We start from the raw sequence: 18446 nt of genomic DNA on the forward strand, positions 1-18446 counted from the left end.
TCGGTCTGGAAGTGCTTGTTAGGTGAGTGCCTATGTAAAATTACGCTTTAGGCGCGCCACACGGTTAACTCTGGATAATAGAGAAATATACCTAGCTTGCTCACTTCTTTCTAAAGCTTTATCTTCAACGAACTCAGAAATACTCTGGATGACAGGGAACTTTTTCATTGCTGCTTGTGTTCCTTTTGATATTAGTTTTTTACCCGTGGCCAGAAAAGGCACGACCATACCTATAGCATCTTCACCTAAGTCTAGCGCATGCTTAGATACATTCTTGCTTCTTAAAGCCTTATTAACTTCAGTATTATACTCAGAAATACGTTCATTTCTTTTAGAGTCATCCAGCATGCACAACTCAGAGAAAAGTGAGTTCATCCCTTTTCGTACAACACTACTTGATATCTCCTCTTCGAAAGAGTCTATCGGTATGTAGTCGTTAATATCAAAAGTAGATATTAGCGATAGGCTGGGATTATTTATTCTCTTCATTTCCTTGACATCAAATGTCTGGCTTAGAGCCTCATAGCTTGCGCTTTTATAAAAGTTTAAGAGCCCTCCCATCATTAATGCGTATGGGTGGTCTGTATACTTATCGCCATCAATATAAAAAGGGAAATAAGTTGCATCTAATGCATGTGCCAAATGAATTTGATCGCTATTCACTACAAATTCAAACTCATATTTTTCTTTATCCTTGGTTTTAGGCCATGAATCAATAATCGGTTTATTAACACCATAACGCGCTATCCCCATTGGCCCAGATTGATTCAGAGTATCTAGGCTGGTACGTAAAGCATGCTTTGGCCATAGAAGATAATTGCTTATCGTTTCAACGCTTGTTTGTGTAAGCTCTGAAATTTCCTTGAGCAATGGATAAATGTATTTATTCAATTCTGGATCGCTAAAAATATATGACTCGTTTAATTCGACCAAGTCGATAGCAGCCAATGCGGCCAACGCTCTTCTGCTAACTACCGACGATGGATTTTCCGAATAAGCTTCGTTTATAAAGCCGTAATCTAAGCGGACTTCTGGCTGCATGTTGATTATTTTTAGTCTTCCTCTCTTAACAAGGTCTAGAATTTCATTCCTTGTAATTTTTTGGGTTTTTAAAAATTCTGTCATATCAGAAGAAAAAGGAAGCACGCAGTACACAACATCATATAGAAGCAAATGATTTCTTATGTTTGAATTCTGAAACTTTGAAAAGTTAACCAAGCACGATGTTTTAGTCTGATCAAGGAAATAAAGGTCAGACTTTTTGAATGAGCCGTCATAGATGCCATCTACGTTATCGTACCAAAGTCTTTCATCACGCACTAAAAACTCACATGACAACATTTCTCTACTTTTCGATGGAGCTATATTAAATACCTCATCGGGAATTTTAATTTGTGAGTTTAACGAGTTCCCGGTCACGATATCAAATGAGTATGGGCACTTAAGCGCTTCTGCAGTTTTTTGTATATCTCTAATGGTATTGGAGTCGGTTAATTCACAGACCTCAATAATTATTTTTTTATTTTCATGGTCTTCAGACATTCCGTTAAAGATCACATCAGAATGCACAGACGAAATATGTATAAGTGTTTGATTTAGTGTAAATGGTATTCCTTCAAAACCTGAAGGTATATCTTTATCTGTTATTCCATCTATCTCCTGATCATAGCCATCAGGCATTCTGTTGACTAGTTTTATAGGGGCCGTAACGTATTTTATCTCATGATGAAAAGTGCGCTCCAGACTATCAAAGTCATCAACTTCGCTTTCAACATATAGCTGATACTCATAGGTACTTATCTTAAATATTCTCGTGGTCAAGTAGGGAAACTTGGCTCGGAAAATCAAATCGATTCTTCGACACCACCCATCATAATTCAACATTGCTTTTGGTTACTCCCTGTTCTTTCGATGTTTTTTTAACCTAACGAGGCTGTAGAATTTCTCATTCTCAGCCAATTTCTTTAAATAAAAACCACAATATTTCACATTCCTCTAAGATTCAATAACTTATTCTATTTTCAATAATAGTTTTGGTTATATTCCGTTTAAAGTGGATTTATAGAGTTAATTAATGAAGTGAGGCTTGATGTGGGTATAAAGGCTTAACTATTGGTCTAATGTAAACTATTTCTTAACTTTTCTATGTTGTGAACAAGGCAATACATTTGCCATTGGGTATTTACTTTATCTTGCCCACGCAGCGTGAATTTGTTCATGCCTTTATTAACGGTAATATTTCCAAACACGGGTTCAATGGCACCTAGTCGTTTACTGTATTGTCGTCGTCCTATTGGACTATCTATCTTAACTTTCATTTTGTCGCCATAACTTAGCTTTTTCCGTGACTCATCACGTTTAAATTGTACTTATCTTCCTCTGTCCTTCGGTGGTTTACGCATACATTGCTGTTGTAGAGGGCATATCTTACAGTCTTTTAAGTAACCGCAGAATCGAGTGTATTGTTGATTGTGGTTATTTACATTTATCCCACTGCACCACATTTCATTGCCCGCTGGGCAGTGGCATGTTTGTGTTGCTTCGTCATAATGAAAATCATCTGAGGTGAATAATCTTGGCTTACCTTTGCTGCGTTTCAATCTACGTTTTTCTTGCTCTGTTTCATACGTTTCGCTTTCTTTAAATAGCGGATTACGCTTTCTGAATTGATTATCTGCAATGTAGGTATCGAAGCCACTTTGGGCCATGAATTCCAAATTCACTTCACTGTTAAAGCCACTGTCTGCTGTGAATTTAATCGTATGCTCGTTTGGTTGTTTTGCTGCTGTGAGCTTATCAAGTTGTTGCTTTAGTTGAGTAACCGCTGGTGCTAAGGTTTGTTGCTCACCAACTGAGCCCCATGTTTGGGCTTGTAAAATAATTTGATGTTTATCATCGTTAATCGCAATGCCATTGTAACCTTGGATTGTACCTTTACTTGTTGTCATTTTTGCACTGTCTGGGTCGGTTATATTACTTTTAACGGGCTTACCTTTACTCCCTGTTTTTTCTTGATGTGTTGCTAGGTATTCCTTAATTTTTTCTGCGCTTTTATCCAATTTCTCTTTCTGTTTCAAGTCATGAACGACTTCGTCTTCACCTAAACTATCTTGTGCTTGATGACGTTCAAGTATCCGTTGACTGGCTCGGCGTAGTTTGGCTTGTTTACGCTCAAGCTCTTCGAATGTACCGCTCCATTCTTTACTCGCGTTTGACCTTATTTTACAGCCGTCGATAGCAAACATGTTACGCCCAATAAGCCCTTCACGGTCACATATCATCAGCACTTGTGTAAACAAGGGTTCAATTTTGTCTTTCATGTTTGCAACAAAATGCGCAATAGATGTGTAATGAGGTTGAACATCCCCCGATAGGCTCATGAAGGTAATATTGGTTTCACACGCCCTTGCAATTCGGCGGCTACTGACTAATCCACGCGAATAACCAAACAAAACAATCTTCAACATTACAGATGGAGGGTACGCCGCAGCGCCACCATTATCGTTGTTGTACCATTCATCAAAAGGCGTTAAATCAAGGTGGTTATCAACAATATGAGAAAGTGCGTATTCAAATGTGCCAGGGATAATTTGCTGGGTAAAATCAACAGGAATGAATTTACTTTGGCAGGATAAGTCAGGTTTATAGTTAGCCATGTGAAATTAACTCTGAGCGAATAATAACTATTAGATCACAGACGCCCACCACGAACAAGTACATTTTATATACAAATAAGCCTAATTGAAAAAAGAGCGTTAAACGCTATTTTTAGAGAAATTCTACAGCCTCAACGCCTGTGTAACCAGCCCAAGAAGTGGCGGGCGTTTGTGATAAAATGAGCGTAGCGAATACACAAACGAGCGACGCTTTTTGGGTCTGGTTTACACACTTGTTAAGTGTTTACCAGAGTGCATTCTGTATACGCTCTTTCACTACTGGTGCGATTAAATTACTTTGACCAACCACAAGCAGTATTTTGTTTTTATAAAGCTCATTATCTCGTACTTCTGATAGCTGCTCGCATTCTGCTTTGGATAGATGCCGAAGAGATTCTTCTAGACCATTGATATTATCTACTTCGTCGCGGAAATATCCTCTACCCTTAATTTCTTCTTGGCTATCTATGAACCTGAGTATCTTTTTAATATTTTTAGTCATAGTTTGATACTTACACTTAACAGCGTATTAGCGCGAATTCCTGTTAAAGGAAGTTATCCACAGGCGATTTTATTCCGCTAATAAACTTTTTTATTTAATAATACTAATAACTTACCAGTAGATTTATGGATAAACAAACACTTTTTGAGTTGGGGAAAACGAGCCATTTACATAACACGCCATCAATGGCACGTTATGTAAAAAACATTTATCCAAAATTTATATTTAAATCAGTCATTTATTAAAAACGTCTACTTAATCGAGCCATTTTGATAAATTACATAACGTGCCATAACAGTACAAATTCACTTATTTTTACTTATACCTGTATAACCATACAGTTTCGCTGTTCATTTTTATTTTAAATAAATGTTTAGCACGGCCGTAGTGCTTTTGCTTTTGCTTTTGCTTTTAACTCTCCATCACAAAATCACTTTGTTAAATATTATTTTTTATAAAATTCGAAGCATGGATGCTGAGAAAGGATTGATTATCAGGGACGATTTTCCAATCCTTTTTTATAAACAAAAATAACTATTTAATGAAGAATTTGATTTTGTTTGGAAGCGGCCTTTTTCGCCTACCTTTTTTGGCTGTTGAAAAAAGGTATGGTCGCCGTCAAGGTGAAACCTTAGAGTTCGTATAAATTCAATGTCGCAGTAATAACATAAAACCAAAAGCCTGTGCCTTTTTTGGCTGTTGAAAAAGGTATGGACGCCGAAGGTGAAACGGCTGTAGTCACGAGCTTTGAGTAAAAAACAAAAAGCTAGCTCATGCCCCCAAACACACTTTTATCAACCGCTTTACTTGCCGCTTCTTCCATTGAGATCAGCCCTTCATTCTTTAACTTAACCAAACTCTGATCTAAGGTTTGCATACCAAAACTGGCCCCGGTCTGAATAGACGAGTACATTTGTGCGACCTTGTCTTCGCGGATCAAATTACGAATGGCTGGCGTACCTATCATTATCTCATGTGTGGCAACCCTGCCCCCGCCTTGTTTCTTACATAATGTTTGCGAGATCACAGCTTGTAACGACTCAGACAACATAGAGCGGATCATAGATTTTTCATCACCTGGAAATACATCAATAATACGGTCAATGGTTTTAGGTGCGGATGTGGTGTGCAATGTACCAAATACTAAATGGCCTGTTTCTGCAGCCGTCATGGCCAATCTTATGGTTTCTAAGTCTCGTAACTCGCCTACTAAAATAACGTCTGGGTCTTCACGTAATGCAGAGCGCAGTGCGTTGGAAAAACTCAATGTGTCGCGGTGTACTTCTCGTTGGCTAATTAAGCTTTGTTTGTTTTTGTGGACAAACTCAATGGGATCTTCAATGGTTAAAATATGTTCTTGTCGCTGGGTATTTATATAATCAATCATGGCAGCTAAGGTTGTTGACTTGCCTGAACCTGTGGGACCAGTCACTAATACTAACCCTCTTGGTTTATTAGCTATTTGCTTAAAAATATCTGGCGCAGCCAATTGCTCAAGGGATAAAACATTTGCTGGGATAGTTCTAAAAACAGCAGCTGCGCCGCGCTGAGTATTAAAGGCGTTAACACGAAAACGGGCTAAATTAGGTACTTCAAAGGAAAAGTCGGTTTCTAGCTTTTCTTCGTATTCTTTGCGCTGCTTATCGTTCATAATGTCGTAAATTAATGACTGAACTTGTTTCGCACTTAAGTCCGCTGTATTCGCAGTTACGTCTAGAGGTTTAACATCGCCATCGACTCTGATCATTGGTGGTGTCGCCGCTGACAAATGTAAATCAGATGCGTTATGCTGCACACTAAGTGTGAGTAATTCGGTTATATTCATAAATAAAACCTAGAAAAGTTAGACTGTACCTACTGGAAGAACATGTCAAAAAATAGTGATATTAATAACATAGCAACTCAATTGTTAAACGCCCAAAATAATATCAAAAATATTGCTCAAAAATACAACCGCTCTGCAAGTGCGGTTACCTTAATGGCGGTAAGTAAAACCAAGCCTGTTGAAGATGTTATTGCGGCTTACAATGCTGGCCAACGAATTTTTGGTGAGAATTACGCTCAAGAGCTATTTGATAAACATCAAGAGCTAAGCCATTTAGCAGATATTCAGTGGCATTACATTGGTCCAATTCAAAGTAATAAAACTAAAATAATCTGCCAAAGCGCCAGTTGGATTGATAGTGTCGATCGCCTTAAGATAGCTAACCGTATTGATACTCACGCTAAAGAACTAAATAAAAACATAAACCTGTTACTGCAAGTTAATATTTCTAATTCGCCACAAAAGTCAGGCATTAGTTTAGAGCAAGTAAATGAGCTGGCAGAGTCCATTAATTTACTAGAACATGTTACTTTAAGAGGCTTGATGGCAATCCCTGATAATTACACTGCTGACGAGAACGGTAACCGACCACAATTAAATCACGAATTTAATCAAATGTTGGCTTGTTATTCGGACTTACAGCAACAATATCCAAGTGTAGATACGTTGTCTTTAGGTATGAGCGGTGACTTAGATGTCGCGATTGAATGTGGCTCAACTATGGTCAGGTTAGGTACTGCTATATTTGGTAAAAGAAATTAAGAGGAATTTAATGATAAATAATAAGCAACACACATATGCATTTATAGGCGCGGGCAACATGTCTGGCGCAATTCTCGGCGGCATGGTTAATAGTGGTATTAACCCAGACAATATTATTGCCACCAACCGAACGAAAGAAAAGCAGCAAGCGCTGCATCAAAAGTTTGGGATTAAAACTGACTTAGACAATAAGTCGGCTATTGAACAAGCAGATGTGATTATTTTGGGCGTTAAACCACAAATGATGTTGGCAATGTTAACTGACTTAGTTGAGCAAGGTATCGACTTTAGCCAAAAGCTAATTATTACCGTTGCGGCAGGCTTAACAATAAATAGATATACCGACATTATTGGTAATGTAAGAATTATCCGTTGTATGCCAAATACGCCGTCGTTAGTTGGTTTAGGAGTATCAGGTTTATTTTGTGGTACTGACCAAAATAAATACTCAGCTGACGTTATTGAGCAAGATAAAGAAATTACCTCTGTTATGTTTAACGCTGTTGGTAAAACGGTTTGGTTAAAACAAGAGTCTCAAATTGATGATATCGCTGCGGTATCGGGTTCAGGACCAGCATACTTCTTTTTGTTTATGCAGCGTATGGCGGAAAAAGCGGTTCAGTTAGGCTTTGATCAAGACACAGCTAACCAAATTGTTCTGCAAACTGCTTTAGGCTCGGCTCAAATGGCCGCGCAAAGTGATGACAGCTTTGAACAATTACGCGTTAACGTAACCTCGCCTGGCGGGTCTACAGCAGAAGCGGTTAAAGTATTTAATGAAAAAGAATTAGCCTCTATAGTGTCGTCTGCGTTAGACGCTGCCGTATTAAGAGCAAAAGAAATGAGTAAACTATAATCCAAAAGAATATCCTAAAAGAGTAACCTTAACTTAAGGCTTATACTTTTTATAATATTCACGTTATCTTTAATATAAATTAAACACTGGAAATAAGAACGTTATGCAAGCAACTCAATTTTTAATATCAACGTTATTTGACCTATACATGATGGCTGTCATTTTACGTATTTGGTTACAACTCACTCGTGCCGACTTTTATAATCCGGTAAGTCAGTTTGTGGTTAAAATCACGAATCCAGTTTTAATACCTCTAAGACGTATTATTCCAGGTTTTGCTGGTATTGATTGGGCTGGCATTGTTTTATTATTATTGGTTGGCTTTGCTAAAATTGCTTTGTTACAAGTGTTGTATGGCGTAGGGTTTCCAGCGGTACAGATCCTAATTGCTAGCAGTATATCAATTGTTAAAGAAGTGCTTAATCTAATATTCTGGGTGATGTTAATTCGCGTTATCTTGAGCTGGGTTAGCCAAGGTTACAATCCGATTGAAGCCCTATTAAATCAATTAACTGAACCTATGTTGAATCCAATTCGTCGTGTTTTACCTGATATGGGTGGATTTGACTTAAGTATTATGGTGTTTTTAATTGGTTTGAAGTTTGTTGAATTAGGCTTTCAAGATTTACTAAGCTCTTTACTGTAGAGCAATTTGCTGTAAAGAATTTGTTGTAAAGCAATTTATTGTAGAGAATTGATTTAGAAGCTCTTGAACAAAAAAAACACTGGATTTAACATGAAATTATTAAGCAGTTTTATACTTTTACTATCAGCATTATTATCATTTAATAGTCATGCTGAACAAAAGATCACAAAAGGTAATTGGGACATCCATTACATTGCCTTTCCTAGTTCGTTTATTCAGCCTGAAATTGCCAAACAGTATCAACTACAACGTAGTAAATACTTAGCGGTTATAAATATTTCAGTATTGGATAATAAAGATAACAACAAAGCGCAGAATGCTTATGTATCAGGTATGGCAAAAAACTTACTGGGTCAGCGTACTAAGTTGGATTTTGTTAAAGTGACAGAAGGTGAAGCGACGTATTATTTAGCTCAGCTTAAATACGACAATGAAGAAATATATAACTTTGAAATAGACGTACAACAAGGTAATAAAACGGAAACCATTAAGTTTAGCCAAAAGTTTTATGTCGATTAAACTCAATTGGTACCGCGCTAGCAACGAGAGTAGAGTATCGAGCTACGAGTAAAAGCTTAAGTCTCGAATCTTTTCGATACTCGCCACTCGTATCTCGAACCTGTTTCCATTATATTATCCGTTAAAACAAGATCGCGCCTTATTAGCGCTCACCTCTTATCAGTACGCCTTATAAGTATAAACACGCCTTCAAAATCCCCCACTTACAATTCCAACTATTAATGAGTGTAAGCATTAAATGAAGTAACAAATGACTCAAACTCTTCTACGTTTATTGGTTTGGACCAATAATAACCTTGACCAATTTCGCAGTTTAAGTCTTTTAAAATCTTAACGACTTTCTCGTCCTCAACCCCTTCTGCTACATTTTCCAGCTCAAGACCTTTTGCCATTTGAACTATCGCTTTTACTAAGGTTGTATTTTTCTGATTGGTGGCTAAGTCGCTAATAAAAGAGCGATCAATTTTTAAATATTCGATATCAAATTCTTTTAAATAACCTAAGTTAGAATAGCCCGTACCAAAGTCATCAATTGAAAAGTGCACACCTAGTTGATGTAAGTTCCTAAGAGTTAATTTTAATTCATCTGAGTTATCAATTAACAAAGACTCTGTCATTTCTAACTCTAGATATTTACCATCTAATTTATGACGTGATAATGTTGATTTCACTTTTGCATAAAAGTCTTTTTTGGCTAACTGCTTAGACGATACATTAACCGCGATGGTTAACTCACCTAGACCTTGATTTAGCCCTTCACTTATCCATTGTTTCGTTTGTTTGCATGCTTGATCTAAAGCCCACTCACCTATCTCTACAATTAATCCAGACTTTTCAGCTTGCGGGATAAAATCGTTCGGGAATATTAATCCTTTTTGTGGATGTTCCCAGCGGATCAATGCTTCAGCACCGATAACTTTGTCGTGTTTCAAGTCTATTTTAGGTTGGTACATTAAAACAAACTGCTGTTCAGCAATGGCTTTGCGTAAGTCGGATACAACACTTAAATATTTATGACCATGGATATTCATTGCTTTATTATAAAAATGAAAACTATTTCCACCTAGAGATTTAGAATAATGCATTGCCGCGTCGGCATGTTTTATTAAGGTTTCAAACTCATTGCCGTCTGTTGATGTTGTACTAATGCCTATTGAGCTTCCGCATATAAATTCATTATCTAAATAATAAAAAGGCTTTTGAATTTGCTCTATAAAGTGATGCGCTAAGCTCGCGACATATTCTTCCGATTCAATTGACTCCATAATAACGATAAACTCATCGCCCGTGTAACGACATACTGAGTCATGTGTTGGTACTAATTGAAACATACGTTGTGATAGCTCAACCAATAATGCATCGCCAGCTTGGTGACCTAGCGCGTCATTTATCACCTTAAAGTTATCTAAATTAATAAACATTAAATAGATTTTTTGATTGGTTCTATTCGCCTTTGAACTGGCTTTTTGAAATAACTCTTTTGCCATAATACGATTTGGCAAACCGGTTAATACATCGTGATGCAACAGGTTTTCTACTTCTTTTTTTGATTCTAGTGCATTGCTATTTTCAATATTTAGTTTGTCGACTAAATGCTTAAAGTCATAAATTAAAATCCAAATAAAATAACTGGTTAAATAGAGGATCAATAAAATAATGAAGGCGTTGTCTAAGCTGATAATTGGGGTTTCATTGGTGTACCAAGCTTCATGATTTACCCAGGCATTTAAACCAATAGAAAGTGAAATAATAACTAAAAGACGAATAAATACCGTCTTACTGCCGACCATGGCCGCCATGATCAAAATACATGGATACACCAAAACAGATTCGTCGTATAGGCCGCCATAACGCCACATAAACTGAATCATTAATAAAGTAAGTACATAAAGCAAAACAGATGCGCCTTGCTCAACTTTATTATCTTTCGCTAGTTTATAAACACTTAATAATATAACGGCGGTCATACCAACTAATAAACATTGCAGGTAATTGCCTAGAAAAAAACGATGAATGAAAACGACTAATAAAACTAACTCTGTAGCTCCAAATATTTGGATAAGACGTTTCTTTTTGAAATACTTATAAGTATCAACATTGTAAGAAATGTTAATGACATACTCCTATTACAACAACTGAATCAACTCATGTGTTGATGCGCTAACTTATGATTGAAACTAAGTGTAGATAGGAAATTCTAAAGTTCCACTAAATCTAATATTTTTAATATTAGATTAACAAAAACTCACCACTGTTAATAAAAAACCAATTGTGACAAAACAGCACAAAACTGTAACAAACGATTAATATTCAATCAGTTATATGACGCTTTTATGAATCACTAGCTTTCTACGTGACACATTTATGAAGATCACTGTTTAGGCTAAATTAACCTGTCCCCTTTTATCTGTTTTTACACTCATTAAGGTCAGTTGATTTAAATGAGTGAAAAGTACAATGTCAAAAGCAGTAAACAGTGAAATAAAAAGTACAGTTAAAAGCATCACTAAACTTAGTGTCCTTTTTATAGTCTTGTTGATCACTCTGGTTTTATTTGCCTTCACTAATTTACTTAATTGTACTTTTTTACAAACTTCAACGTTAAATGACTTTCAAGTTATTGGCTCTCACAACAGTTATAAACGTTTAATGCCAAAACAAATGATGAACTACATAGCTGGCTATGACTCTCGTACCGCAGAAAACATTAATTATTATCACGATACTTTAACGGCTCAACTTGATTTAGGACTGAGACATTTAGAAATTGATGTTTTGCTTGACCCTGACGGTGGCAAGTTTAGCCAACCAAGTGCTGAAAGCATTATTAACAAACCTCTTTTAAATGAGAAACAAAGGCAGCAGCTAAAGCAAAAAGGATTGAAAGTTTTACATATCCCAGATATCGACTTTTTATCTCACTGTACTTTGTTTACACAATGTTTAGAGCAACTTTTACATTGGTCCGAGAATAATCCTAAACACTTTCCCGTCACTATTTTGCTTAATGTCAAAGAAAGTAAAGCTAAGTTTGTCGATGGAGTATCACCACTAACATTTACACAAAATGATTACACCGCATTAGATAACGAAATTAAAAAAGTGTTAACCACAGAAAAGTTAATTACTCCTGATGTTATTCGCGGTGAGCTACCTAGTTTAGAGCAAGCTATTTTGACCAATGGCTGGCCAAGTATAGAAAGTCTAAAGGGTCAGTTTTTATTTGTGTTTGATGGTAATAGCCGACAACGAGATCTTTATCGTAAAGATCATCCGTCTTTATCTGAGCGAGTCATGTTTGCCTCTTTTGAGCCCGGCCAACCAGAAGCTGCTTATTTAATAATGAATGACCCTATCAAGCAGTTTAACCAAATAAAACAACGAGTAGAGCAAGGTTACATGGTACGAACCCGTGCAGACGCTAACTTATCAAATAATAACTCACAACGTACAAAGCGCAGACAAGCTGCATTTAACAGTGGAGCCCAAGTTATTTCTACCGACTTTTATAGCCAATCACCTCAGTCATTTACATCTGGCTATCAAGTTATTTTTAAGCATAAAAAATATATTCGTAATAACCAAATAACAACAGCCCAAACAAATGGGCACAATTTTTTTAACTTTTAATTTAAATTATAAACGTGGAGATTCACATGCAAAAATACTTCGCCAAAAACACAGTAGCATTAGCTATTGTTGGTGCACTAAGTTCTGTATCGGTAACAGCCTTAGAACAAGATAACCTAAATGCCGATGGTAAAGCTCAAGATATTGAAAAAATTCAAGTTAGTGGCTTTCGTGGTAGCTTACTTAAAGCAAAAGATTTAAAACGTGACGCGTTAGGTTCACAAGATTCTATTGTCGCTGAAGACATCGCTGACTTTCCAGATCTTAATCTTGCCGATGCATTGCAACGTATTCCAGGAGTCTCTATTACTCGTGAAGGTGGTGAAGGTCGCCAAATTTCGTTACGTGGTTTAGGTCCAGATTTTACCCAAGTTCAACTTAACGGTATGGAAGCATTAGGTACATCATCTTCTGCTATGGATAGCCGCGGTTCAGTTAGCCGTTCTAGAGCTTTTGATTTTAATATTTTTGCTTCAGAGTTATTTAATCGTGTAGACGTGAATAAATCATTCTCAGCCAACATGGATGAAGGTGGTATTGGTGGAACGGTAAACTTGGTTACAGCAAAGCCTTTTGATTATGACGGTTTTAAAGGTGCGCTTAGTGGTCAGGTTGGACAAAATACTTTAGCCGACGGTACGAGTCCTCGTGTAGCTGCATTAATTTCTAATATCTGGGACGATTTTGGTGCTTTAGCGTCTATTGCATATAGTAAACGTAACACTAGCGAGCAAGGTTTTGATACTTACCGCTGGCGCGAAAAAAATTCGGAAGGCTCTGATATTTCAGCTCTGTCTCAAGCAGATCAAGATGCTGTAAATAGTGGAGAGCTTCGCTTTTCAAGAGGCAGTCGTTACTCTACATTTGAAAATGAACAAACACGAATTGGTGCTACAGTCGCATTACAATATCGACCTACTAATACGTTCAAATTAGGTTTTGACGGTGTGTACGGTGTTTTAGATAATGCCCGTGACGAATTTCATTTACAAAGTCGAGGTTCAAGTTCAACAGCTTTAGGTTGTACAGGTCCGAGTTATAGCAATATCCAAACGGTAGAAAACGAAGGGATCTGCTCAAGCTTGGTTGATATAAAATATAACTCTGCAAACGAAGTTATGTATTCAAGCTTTGAAAATGCAGCACTTCATTCTGAAAGTCGTCAACAATTTGCCGATACAACGCTGACACAAATGAGCTTAAACAGTGAATGGAATGTGACAGATGAATTTAGCTTAACGGCATTAATTGGTAGTTCAAGTAGTGAATTTGAAACTGGCAGCACAAAAGTTTACTTAGAATCTTTTGGTGACCAAATTATTGATTACACTCAAGACCGATTTTATGGCGAAAATACTTATGGCTACGACGTTACTGATGTTAACGAATACCGTTATCACGAAATTGATTTAGAAGAAGATCAAATCACAAATACTTTTAATATTGCCAAAGTAGACGCGACTTATATTATGGAAAGTGCCGGTGTTATAACCGCTGGTATATCTTTAAAGAGCTTTGAGAATGAAGCTTGGGAAAATAACGACGCTAATATACTGCGATCTGAATGGGAAACTGGAGATGTAAGCGACATTATTGACCCTAACCTAACTTATACTTACACTGGCCATAACAAGCAAGAATGGTTAGCCGTTAACGTTAACGGTGTATTAAATGCTTTTGATATTGATAAAGACTTACCTCAAGCGGAATACTCAGACAAAGTAACTGAAGATACTCTTGGTGCTTATTTACAATACGAATTTGAAGCTGATATTGCAGGTGGCTTTTTACGAGGAAATATTGGCACTCGATATTACAGCACTGACATTAGCTCTACAGGTATAGTAAATGATGAATTAACTGAAGTGACTCAAGATTATTCAGGTGTATTACCAAGTTTAAATATTGCTTGGGATGCAACCGATAATTTGGTAGTTAGAGGCAGTATTGGCAAGAATGTAACACGTCCTTCATTGGGTGCGTTAAATGCGACAGGGACAGTACAAAACGACCCAACATCGACAAATGGATTAAGTATTTCCGCGGGTAATCCAGGATTAAAACCATTTGAATCAACTAACTTTGAAATGGCTTTAGAGTATTACTTTGATGAAGTAGGTTATATATCGGCAGCGTATTTTAACAAATCGATTGATAACTTTATTGTGACTGATACTACGTCTGTAGCTTATGGCGATACTGGTTATCCTTTGTCATTCTTAGGTGCCGTTGATGCCGCTGGAAATCCACAAACGGCAGATACAACATTCACAGTTAGCCAGCCAATAAATACAGATAATAGTGACATTAGCGGATACGAATTAGCATTCCAACGTGACTTAGACTTTTTACCGGCGCCATTTAATAATTTAGGTTTGATTGCTAATTATACCTATGCCGACGGTGAAGCTTTATATCGCAATGTAGGAAATACTGGAGTTGATGAGTACAAATCATTCCCTGGTTTGTCTGAACACGCTGGTAACTTCACTCTTTACTTTGAAAAAGAAAGTTGGGGAGCTCGTATATCATCAGCTTACCGTAGTGACTACATTTCAGATGTATCGTCAAACAGCGATGAAGATGAACGTGGTTTTCATGCAACAACTTACGTTGATTTCTCTGCTTTTTACAACGTAACTAAACAGTTAAAAGTGACGATTGAAGGCACTAACTTAACGGACGTACGTGAAGAGCAGTACAGTGACTCGGCTGATAGATTGTATAACACAACTGAAAATGGTCGTACTTTCTATTTAGGCGCTACCTACTCGTTCTAATCTACAAACGGATAGACAAGGTTATAACTAAGCCAGCTTTTAAGCTGGCTTTTTTTATGTTTGTTGTCCTGTCCTGAAATGTTTTTATATAGGTTGAACTACCTTCGCCTAAAAATTAATAATAATCTGCGTGATTAGTCCATCACTTAGTAGTAATTACATTTGTCTAAACAAGCCTAGGTTTGCAAATATATTTAAGCTAGCTAAACCGTAAGCGACGGATAACACTGACATAAAATATATAACAACTAATACTGATAGGTCAGTCCCAAGTAATAAGAACGGCCGCTAGTAACTGAATTGTAAGCTCTATTAGCTGAATCACTATACTGCTCTTCACGTTCATTAGTTAAATTTTGAGCTTGTAATTTAAACTGCCAGTGCTGATTTAATTGGTAAGCCAGATTAGCATCAACATATATTGTAGAATGAAATCCTGTTTCATCTTCATCTTCCAAGGTTTGGCTACTGATTTTGTGAATATATTTATCACGATAAGACGCGGATAACCGAGCACTTACAATATCAGTTTCATAATAAAAAGTGACCGATGCCGTTTGTTTTGATAAATAAGGAAAAGGTTTGTCAAATAACTTTTCGCCCGTTAACTCATTGTAATACGTCATATTGCCATCGGTAAAAGTGTAATGCCCTATTGTCCCCATATTCTGCCAAGGCGATGGTAAATGAGACCATTCATAACGTAGCATAGTTTCAACTCCATTAAGTGAAGCTGACTCATGGTTGTCCTTAGTTACAAGATTAACGATAGTGTCTGAGTTTAAATCACTTTCTGGCCATAAATTAGGTAAGCCTGTTTTACCAAACGAGGTGACCTCCACTTTTGTAGCAACAAAGTCAGATATGGATTTATAAAATGCAGATAACGAAAATAATACATTATGACTAATATACCCCTCTAGTGCCAAATCAATATTGCTCGAGCGGTAGGGAGCTAAGGAGTCATTAAAGCCTAAAACAGTGTTGGTTTCTTCCTCAAACTTTAATGTGTTTGATAAGTCGGTGAGTGCTGGTCTTGCGGTATTTCTCGATACACTAGCTCGTAACAACCAGTTTTTATCAAACTCCCATGACACATTAATACTTGGCAGCCAATTATGATGCTTCTGCTCTGACATAACATCTTGGGTTAATAATTTATGTGTGACTTGCACATTCTCTTGTTGAAACTTCAACCCTACTTTTACATTTAACGGTGCTTTCACCCATGACATTAAATAATATGCTGAATGTTTAATTTCAGTTGTTTGGTGTTGAGATTGAGTTATTTCTTTATCATTTTTTGTGAGGTCAAAAGGATTGACACCAAAATATTGCATCGCTGAATTTGTCTGTAATGTTAACCAATCCACGTTAGGGTGTTGATAAAGAGGCTGAGTAAAACTAGCAGGTAAGTTATTCATTGTACTTACAATGCCACTTTCATCACTCTCCCCTTGCGGTATACCATTTGCGTAAGCAGCCCATTCATCCATTAATAAATCATCTTGAAACAGGCTAGCACTGGCATTATTAAAATGAGTAAATTGAAAACCTGCTTGGATCGATAAATGCGCTAAATGTTGATAATCAAATGACAGTCCTGCGTGTTTATAATTGGTGCTTGCAGTGTATTCCTCTAAATCAATTTCTTGCATTTGCCACGTACTAAGGGCTAACAAATCACTACTATATTGAATATCTGCAAAAAAAGGATCATCGCGATAATCGATACTTACGTCACTTTGCCCTTTGGTATAAATTTTATTACTTAAAGGAATATCAAAGTTTGAATCTTCAATCCCTGCGATAAACGACATATTTAAACGTTCATTCAACGAAGTGTTACTGTTAAATACCACCTGGTTATAGTCTGTTTTCGTTAGCTGGGCTCGGCTTTCTGTCGCGACTCGTGCATCTTTGTAAGCGCTATATATTAATTCATTAGCTGCATTTATTTCCCCGCCAACAATCTGTGTTACATCATCAATTATTGGGGTTGATTGTTGACCTCTTGGATAAAGATGATATTCGTTTCGTTGCGAGTCTAATACAGCATGGAGAATATCTAAGGTGATTGAAGTATTTTCAGCGTCATATTCTAGTGCTACGCCTAAACCTAAACGACTTTGTTCACTGCGCCATATAGAATAACGATTTCCTCTTGGTACATATATCTCGCCATTTAACCATTGATTTTGTAGCTCACTTGATAAAGGCTCTAGTGATATATTCTGTGGAATTATTTTACGCCACCTAAATGTATTAGCTCCTCTTTCTTCGGCATAACGCTTACCATAAGATGCCGATAACAAAGCGCCCCAATCTCCCCATGTATTTGAAACTAAACCAGTAAAACGTTTTGCTAGTTGATCACTGTATTCATTACCACCTATTTGTGGTGAAAGGATTAAGTTAAAGCCCGGTTGATCAAAAGGTTTAGCCGTTTGTAGTGCAACCGTACCAGCTAAACCTCCAGATAAATGTTCTGCTGAATAGGCCTTAAATACTTGAACTTGGTTAAATAGCTCTGACGAAAACACATTAAAATCAAACGAACGGTCACGTTGCTTTTGTTCTCGACTATCCATTGGTGAGTCATTATTAGCAAGTACAGGTATACCATTTAAGGTAACTTGGGTGAAATCTGGAAGAGTCCCGCGTAATGATAATTGCCTTCCCTCGCCTGCCTCACGAGTTATTGTGACTCCAGGAATACGTTGTAAAGATTCAGCTAAATTTATATCTGGATAATTGCCCATATCTTCAGCTGCAATCACATCTGAAATTTCTACAGTTGCTCGTTTTATATCGCGGGAACGTTGTAAAGCGCCTCTGATCCCAGTCACAACAATTTCATCTATTGCTGTATTTTTAGTGCCTTCTTTTCTGGGTAATATCATCACGCCAAAGTTTAATATTTTATAACTTATTTGGCTTTGTTTAAAAATGTAATCAAGAGCCTTATTAAGGGAATACTCTCCTTGAATATTCACTAAAAACTCAGTTTCTCCCAGCTCTGAATTAATAACAAAGGGAGTATTAAATACAATTGAAAATTGTTTTATTGCTTCTGCTAACGGCTGCTGTTTTATATTTAGATGGCGTATATCATTATTATTAGCCGCAAAATTAACCGCACTGAAAAAAATCAATACGACACCAATAAGGTAATGAATGCCTTTAGCTTTTATAAATTCACCTTGTATAAACCTAGTAATAGATGAAAAAAACGACTTTTGTTTTAATTTCAAATAGCTGCACCTACGA

General features: G+C 36.8%; 13 protein-coding genes. 6 read left to right on the forward strand and 7 right to left on the reverse strand.

Annotation, left to right across the window (positions count from 1 at the left end):
• Positions 1 to 30 precede the first annotated feature (30 nt).
• From Q0940_RS11250 to Q0940_RS11270, 5 genes are all read right to left on the reverse strand, one after another.
• The gene (locus Q0940_RS11250) at positions 31 to 1884 is read right to left on the reverse strand and encodes a hypothetical protein (RefSeq protein ID WP_299268514.1); all 1854 of its coding nucleotides are present in this window, start codon (positions 1882 to 1884) and stop codon (positions 31 to 33) included.
• 233 nt (positions 1885 to 2117) lie between these two features.
• A complete protein-coding gene (locus tag Q0940_RS11255) occupies positions 2118 to 2318 on the reverse strand; it encodes a transposase (protein WP_363323580.1) in 201 nt (66 codons plus the stop codon).
• A 51-nt stretch (positions 2319 to 2369) separates the two neighbouring features.
• Entirely contained in the window at positions 2370 to 3656 is a 1287-nt protein-coding gene (locus Q0940_RS11260; RefSeq protein ID WP_299268516.1) for a transposase, read from the reverse strand.
• A 244-nt stretch (positions 3657 to 3900) separates the two neighbouring features.
• Positions 3901 to 4158 carry a hypothetical protein gene (locus Q0940_RS11265; protein ID WP_299268519.1) on the reverse strand — a complete coding sequence of 86 codons (258 nt, stop codon included), beginning with the start codon at positions 4156 to 4158 and terminating at the stop codon, positions 3901 to 3903.
• A gap of 766 nt (positions 4159 to 4924) precedes the next feature.
• Complete coding sequence (locus tag Q0940_RS11270; RefSeq protein ID WP_299268522.1) at positions 4925 to 5983, reverse strand: type IV pilus twitching motility protein PilT; 1059 nt, start codon at positions 5981 to 5983, stop codon at positions 4925 to 4927.
• A 42-nt stretch (positions 5984 to 6025) separates the two neighbouring features.
• Here Q0940_RS11270 and Q0940_RS11275 point away from each other — a divergent pair, with 42 nt between their 5' ends.
• From Q0940_RS11275 to Q0940_RS11290, 4 genes are all read left to right on the forward strand, one after another.
• The gene (locus tag Q0940_RS11275; protein ID WP_299268525.1) at positions 6026 to 6745 is read left to right on the forward strand and encodes a YggS family pyridoxal phosphate-dependent enzyme; all 720 of its coding nucleotides are present in this window, start codon (positions 6026 to 6028) and stop codon (positions 6743 to 6745) included.
• A gap of 13 nt (positions 6746 to 6758) precedes the next feature.
• Positions 6759 to 7601, forward strand: coding sequence for a pyrroline-5-carboxylate reductase (proC, locus tag Q0940_RS11280; RefSeq protein WP_299268588.1), 843 nt, complete (start codon positions 6759 to 6761; stop codon positions 7599 to 7601).
• Between the two features lie 103 nt (positions 7602 to 7704).
• A complete protein-coding gene (locus tag Q0940_RS11285) occupies positions 7705 to 8247 on the forward strand; it encodes a YggT family protein (protein WP_299268527.1) in 543 nt (180 codons plus the stop codon).
• 90 nt (positions 8248 to 8337) lie between these two features.
• Positions 8338 to 8766, forward strand: coding sequence for a DUF4426 domain-containing protein (locus Q0940_RS11290; protein WP_299268529.1), 429 nt, complete (start codon positions 8338 to 8340; stop codon positions 8764 to 8766).
• A 218-nt stretch (positions 8767 to 8984) separates the two neighbouring features.
• Here the strand turns inward: Q0940_RS11290 and Q0940_RS11295 are convergent, their stop codons facing one another.
• Positions 8985 to 10733, reverse strand: a complete 1749-nt coding sequence (locus Q0940_RS11295; RefSeq protein ID WP_299268532.1) for a bifunctional diguanylate cyclase/phosphodiesterase — start codon at positions 10731 to 10733, stop codon at positions 8985 to 8987.
• 490 nt (positions 10734 to 11223) lie between these two features.
• Between Q0940_RS11295 and Q0940_RS11300 the strand changes: the two genes are divergently transcribed.
• Together Q0940_RS11300 and Q0940_RS11305 are read left to right on the forward strand one after the other, a co-directional pair.
• Positions 11224 to 12396, forward strand: a complete 1173-nt coding sequence (locus Q0940_RS11300) for a Ca2+-dependent phosphoinositide-specific phospholipase C (RefSeq protein WP_299268534.1) — start codon at positions 11224 to 11226, stop codon at positions 12394 to 12396.
• A gap of 26 nt (positions 12397 to 12422) precedes the next feature.
• Positions 12423 to 15176 carry a TonB-dependent receptor gene (locus Q0940_RS11305; protein ID WP_299268537.1) on the forward strand — a complete coding sequence of 918 codons (2754 nt, stop codon included), beginning with the start codon at positions 12423 to 12425 and terminating at the stop codon, positions 15174 to 15176.
• A gap of 248 nt (positions 15177 to 15424) precedes the next feature.
• On the opposite strand, the gene Q0940_RS11310 is transcribed toward Q0940_RS11305, so the two are convergent.
• Positions 15425 to 18430 (reverse strand): TonB-dependent receptor, encoded by a 3006-nt coding sequence (locus tag Q0940_RS11310; protein ID WP_299268540.1) that lies wholly within the window; start codon positions 18428 to 18430, stop codon positions 15425 to 15427.
• Between the last annotated feature and the right edge of the window lie 16 nt (positions 18431 to 18446).

Origin of the sequence: uncultured Psychrosphaera sp., from assembly GCF_947500655.1 — a bacterium.
Classification (GTDB): domain Bacteria; phylum Pseudomonadota; class Gammaproteobacteria; order Enterobacterales; family Alteromonadaceae; genus Psychrosphaera.

Excerpts from the sequence above, each read along its gene's own strand:
- Q0940_RS11290 (WP_299268529.1), top strand. The coding sequence starts at position 8,338 with ATGAAATTATTAAGCAGTTTTATACTTTTACTATCAGCATTATTATCA.
- Q0940_RS11260 (WP_299268516.1), bottom strand. The coding sequence starts at position 3,656 with ATGGCTAACTATAAACCTGACTTATCCTGCCAAAGTAAATTCATTCCT.
- Q0940_RS11275 (WP_299268525.1), top strand. The coding sequence starts at position 6,026 with ATGTCAAAAAATAGTGATATTAATAACATAGCAACTCAATTGTTAAAC.
- Q0940_RS11250 (WP_299268514.1), bottom strand. The coding sequence starts at position 1,884 with ATGTTGAATTATGATGGGTGGTGTCGAAGAATCGATTTGATTTTCCGA.
- Q0940_RS11300 (WP_299268534.1), top strand. The coding sequence starts at position 11,224 with ATGTCAAAAGCAGTAAACAGTGAAATAAAAAGTACAGTTAAAAGCATC.
- Q0940_RS11270 (WP_299268522.1), bottom strand. The coding sequence starts at position 5,983 with ATGAATATAACCGAATTACTCACACTTAGTGTGCAGCATAACGCATCT.
- Q0940_RS11305 (WP_299268537.1), top strand. The coding sequence starts at position 12,423 with ATGCAAAAATACTTCGCCAAAAACACAGTAGCATTAGCTATTGTTGGT.
- Q0940_RS11265 (WP_299268519.1), bottom strand. The coding sequence starts at position 4,158 with ATGACTAAAAATATTAAAAAGATACTCAGGTTCATAGATAGCCAAGAA.
- Q0940_RS11295 (WP_299268532.1), bottom strand. The coding sequence starts at position 10,733 with ATGACCGCCGTTATATTATTAAGTGTTTATAAACTAGCGAAAGATAAT.
- Q0940_RS11255 (WP_363323580.1), bottom strand. The coding sequence starts at position 2,318 with ATGAAAGTTAAGATAGATAGTCCAATAGGACGACGACAATACAGTAAA.
- Q0940_RS11285 (WP_299268527.1), top strand. The coding sequence starts at position 7,705 with ATGCAAGCAACTCAATTTTTAATATCAACGTTATTTGACCTATACATG.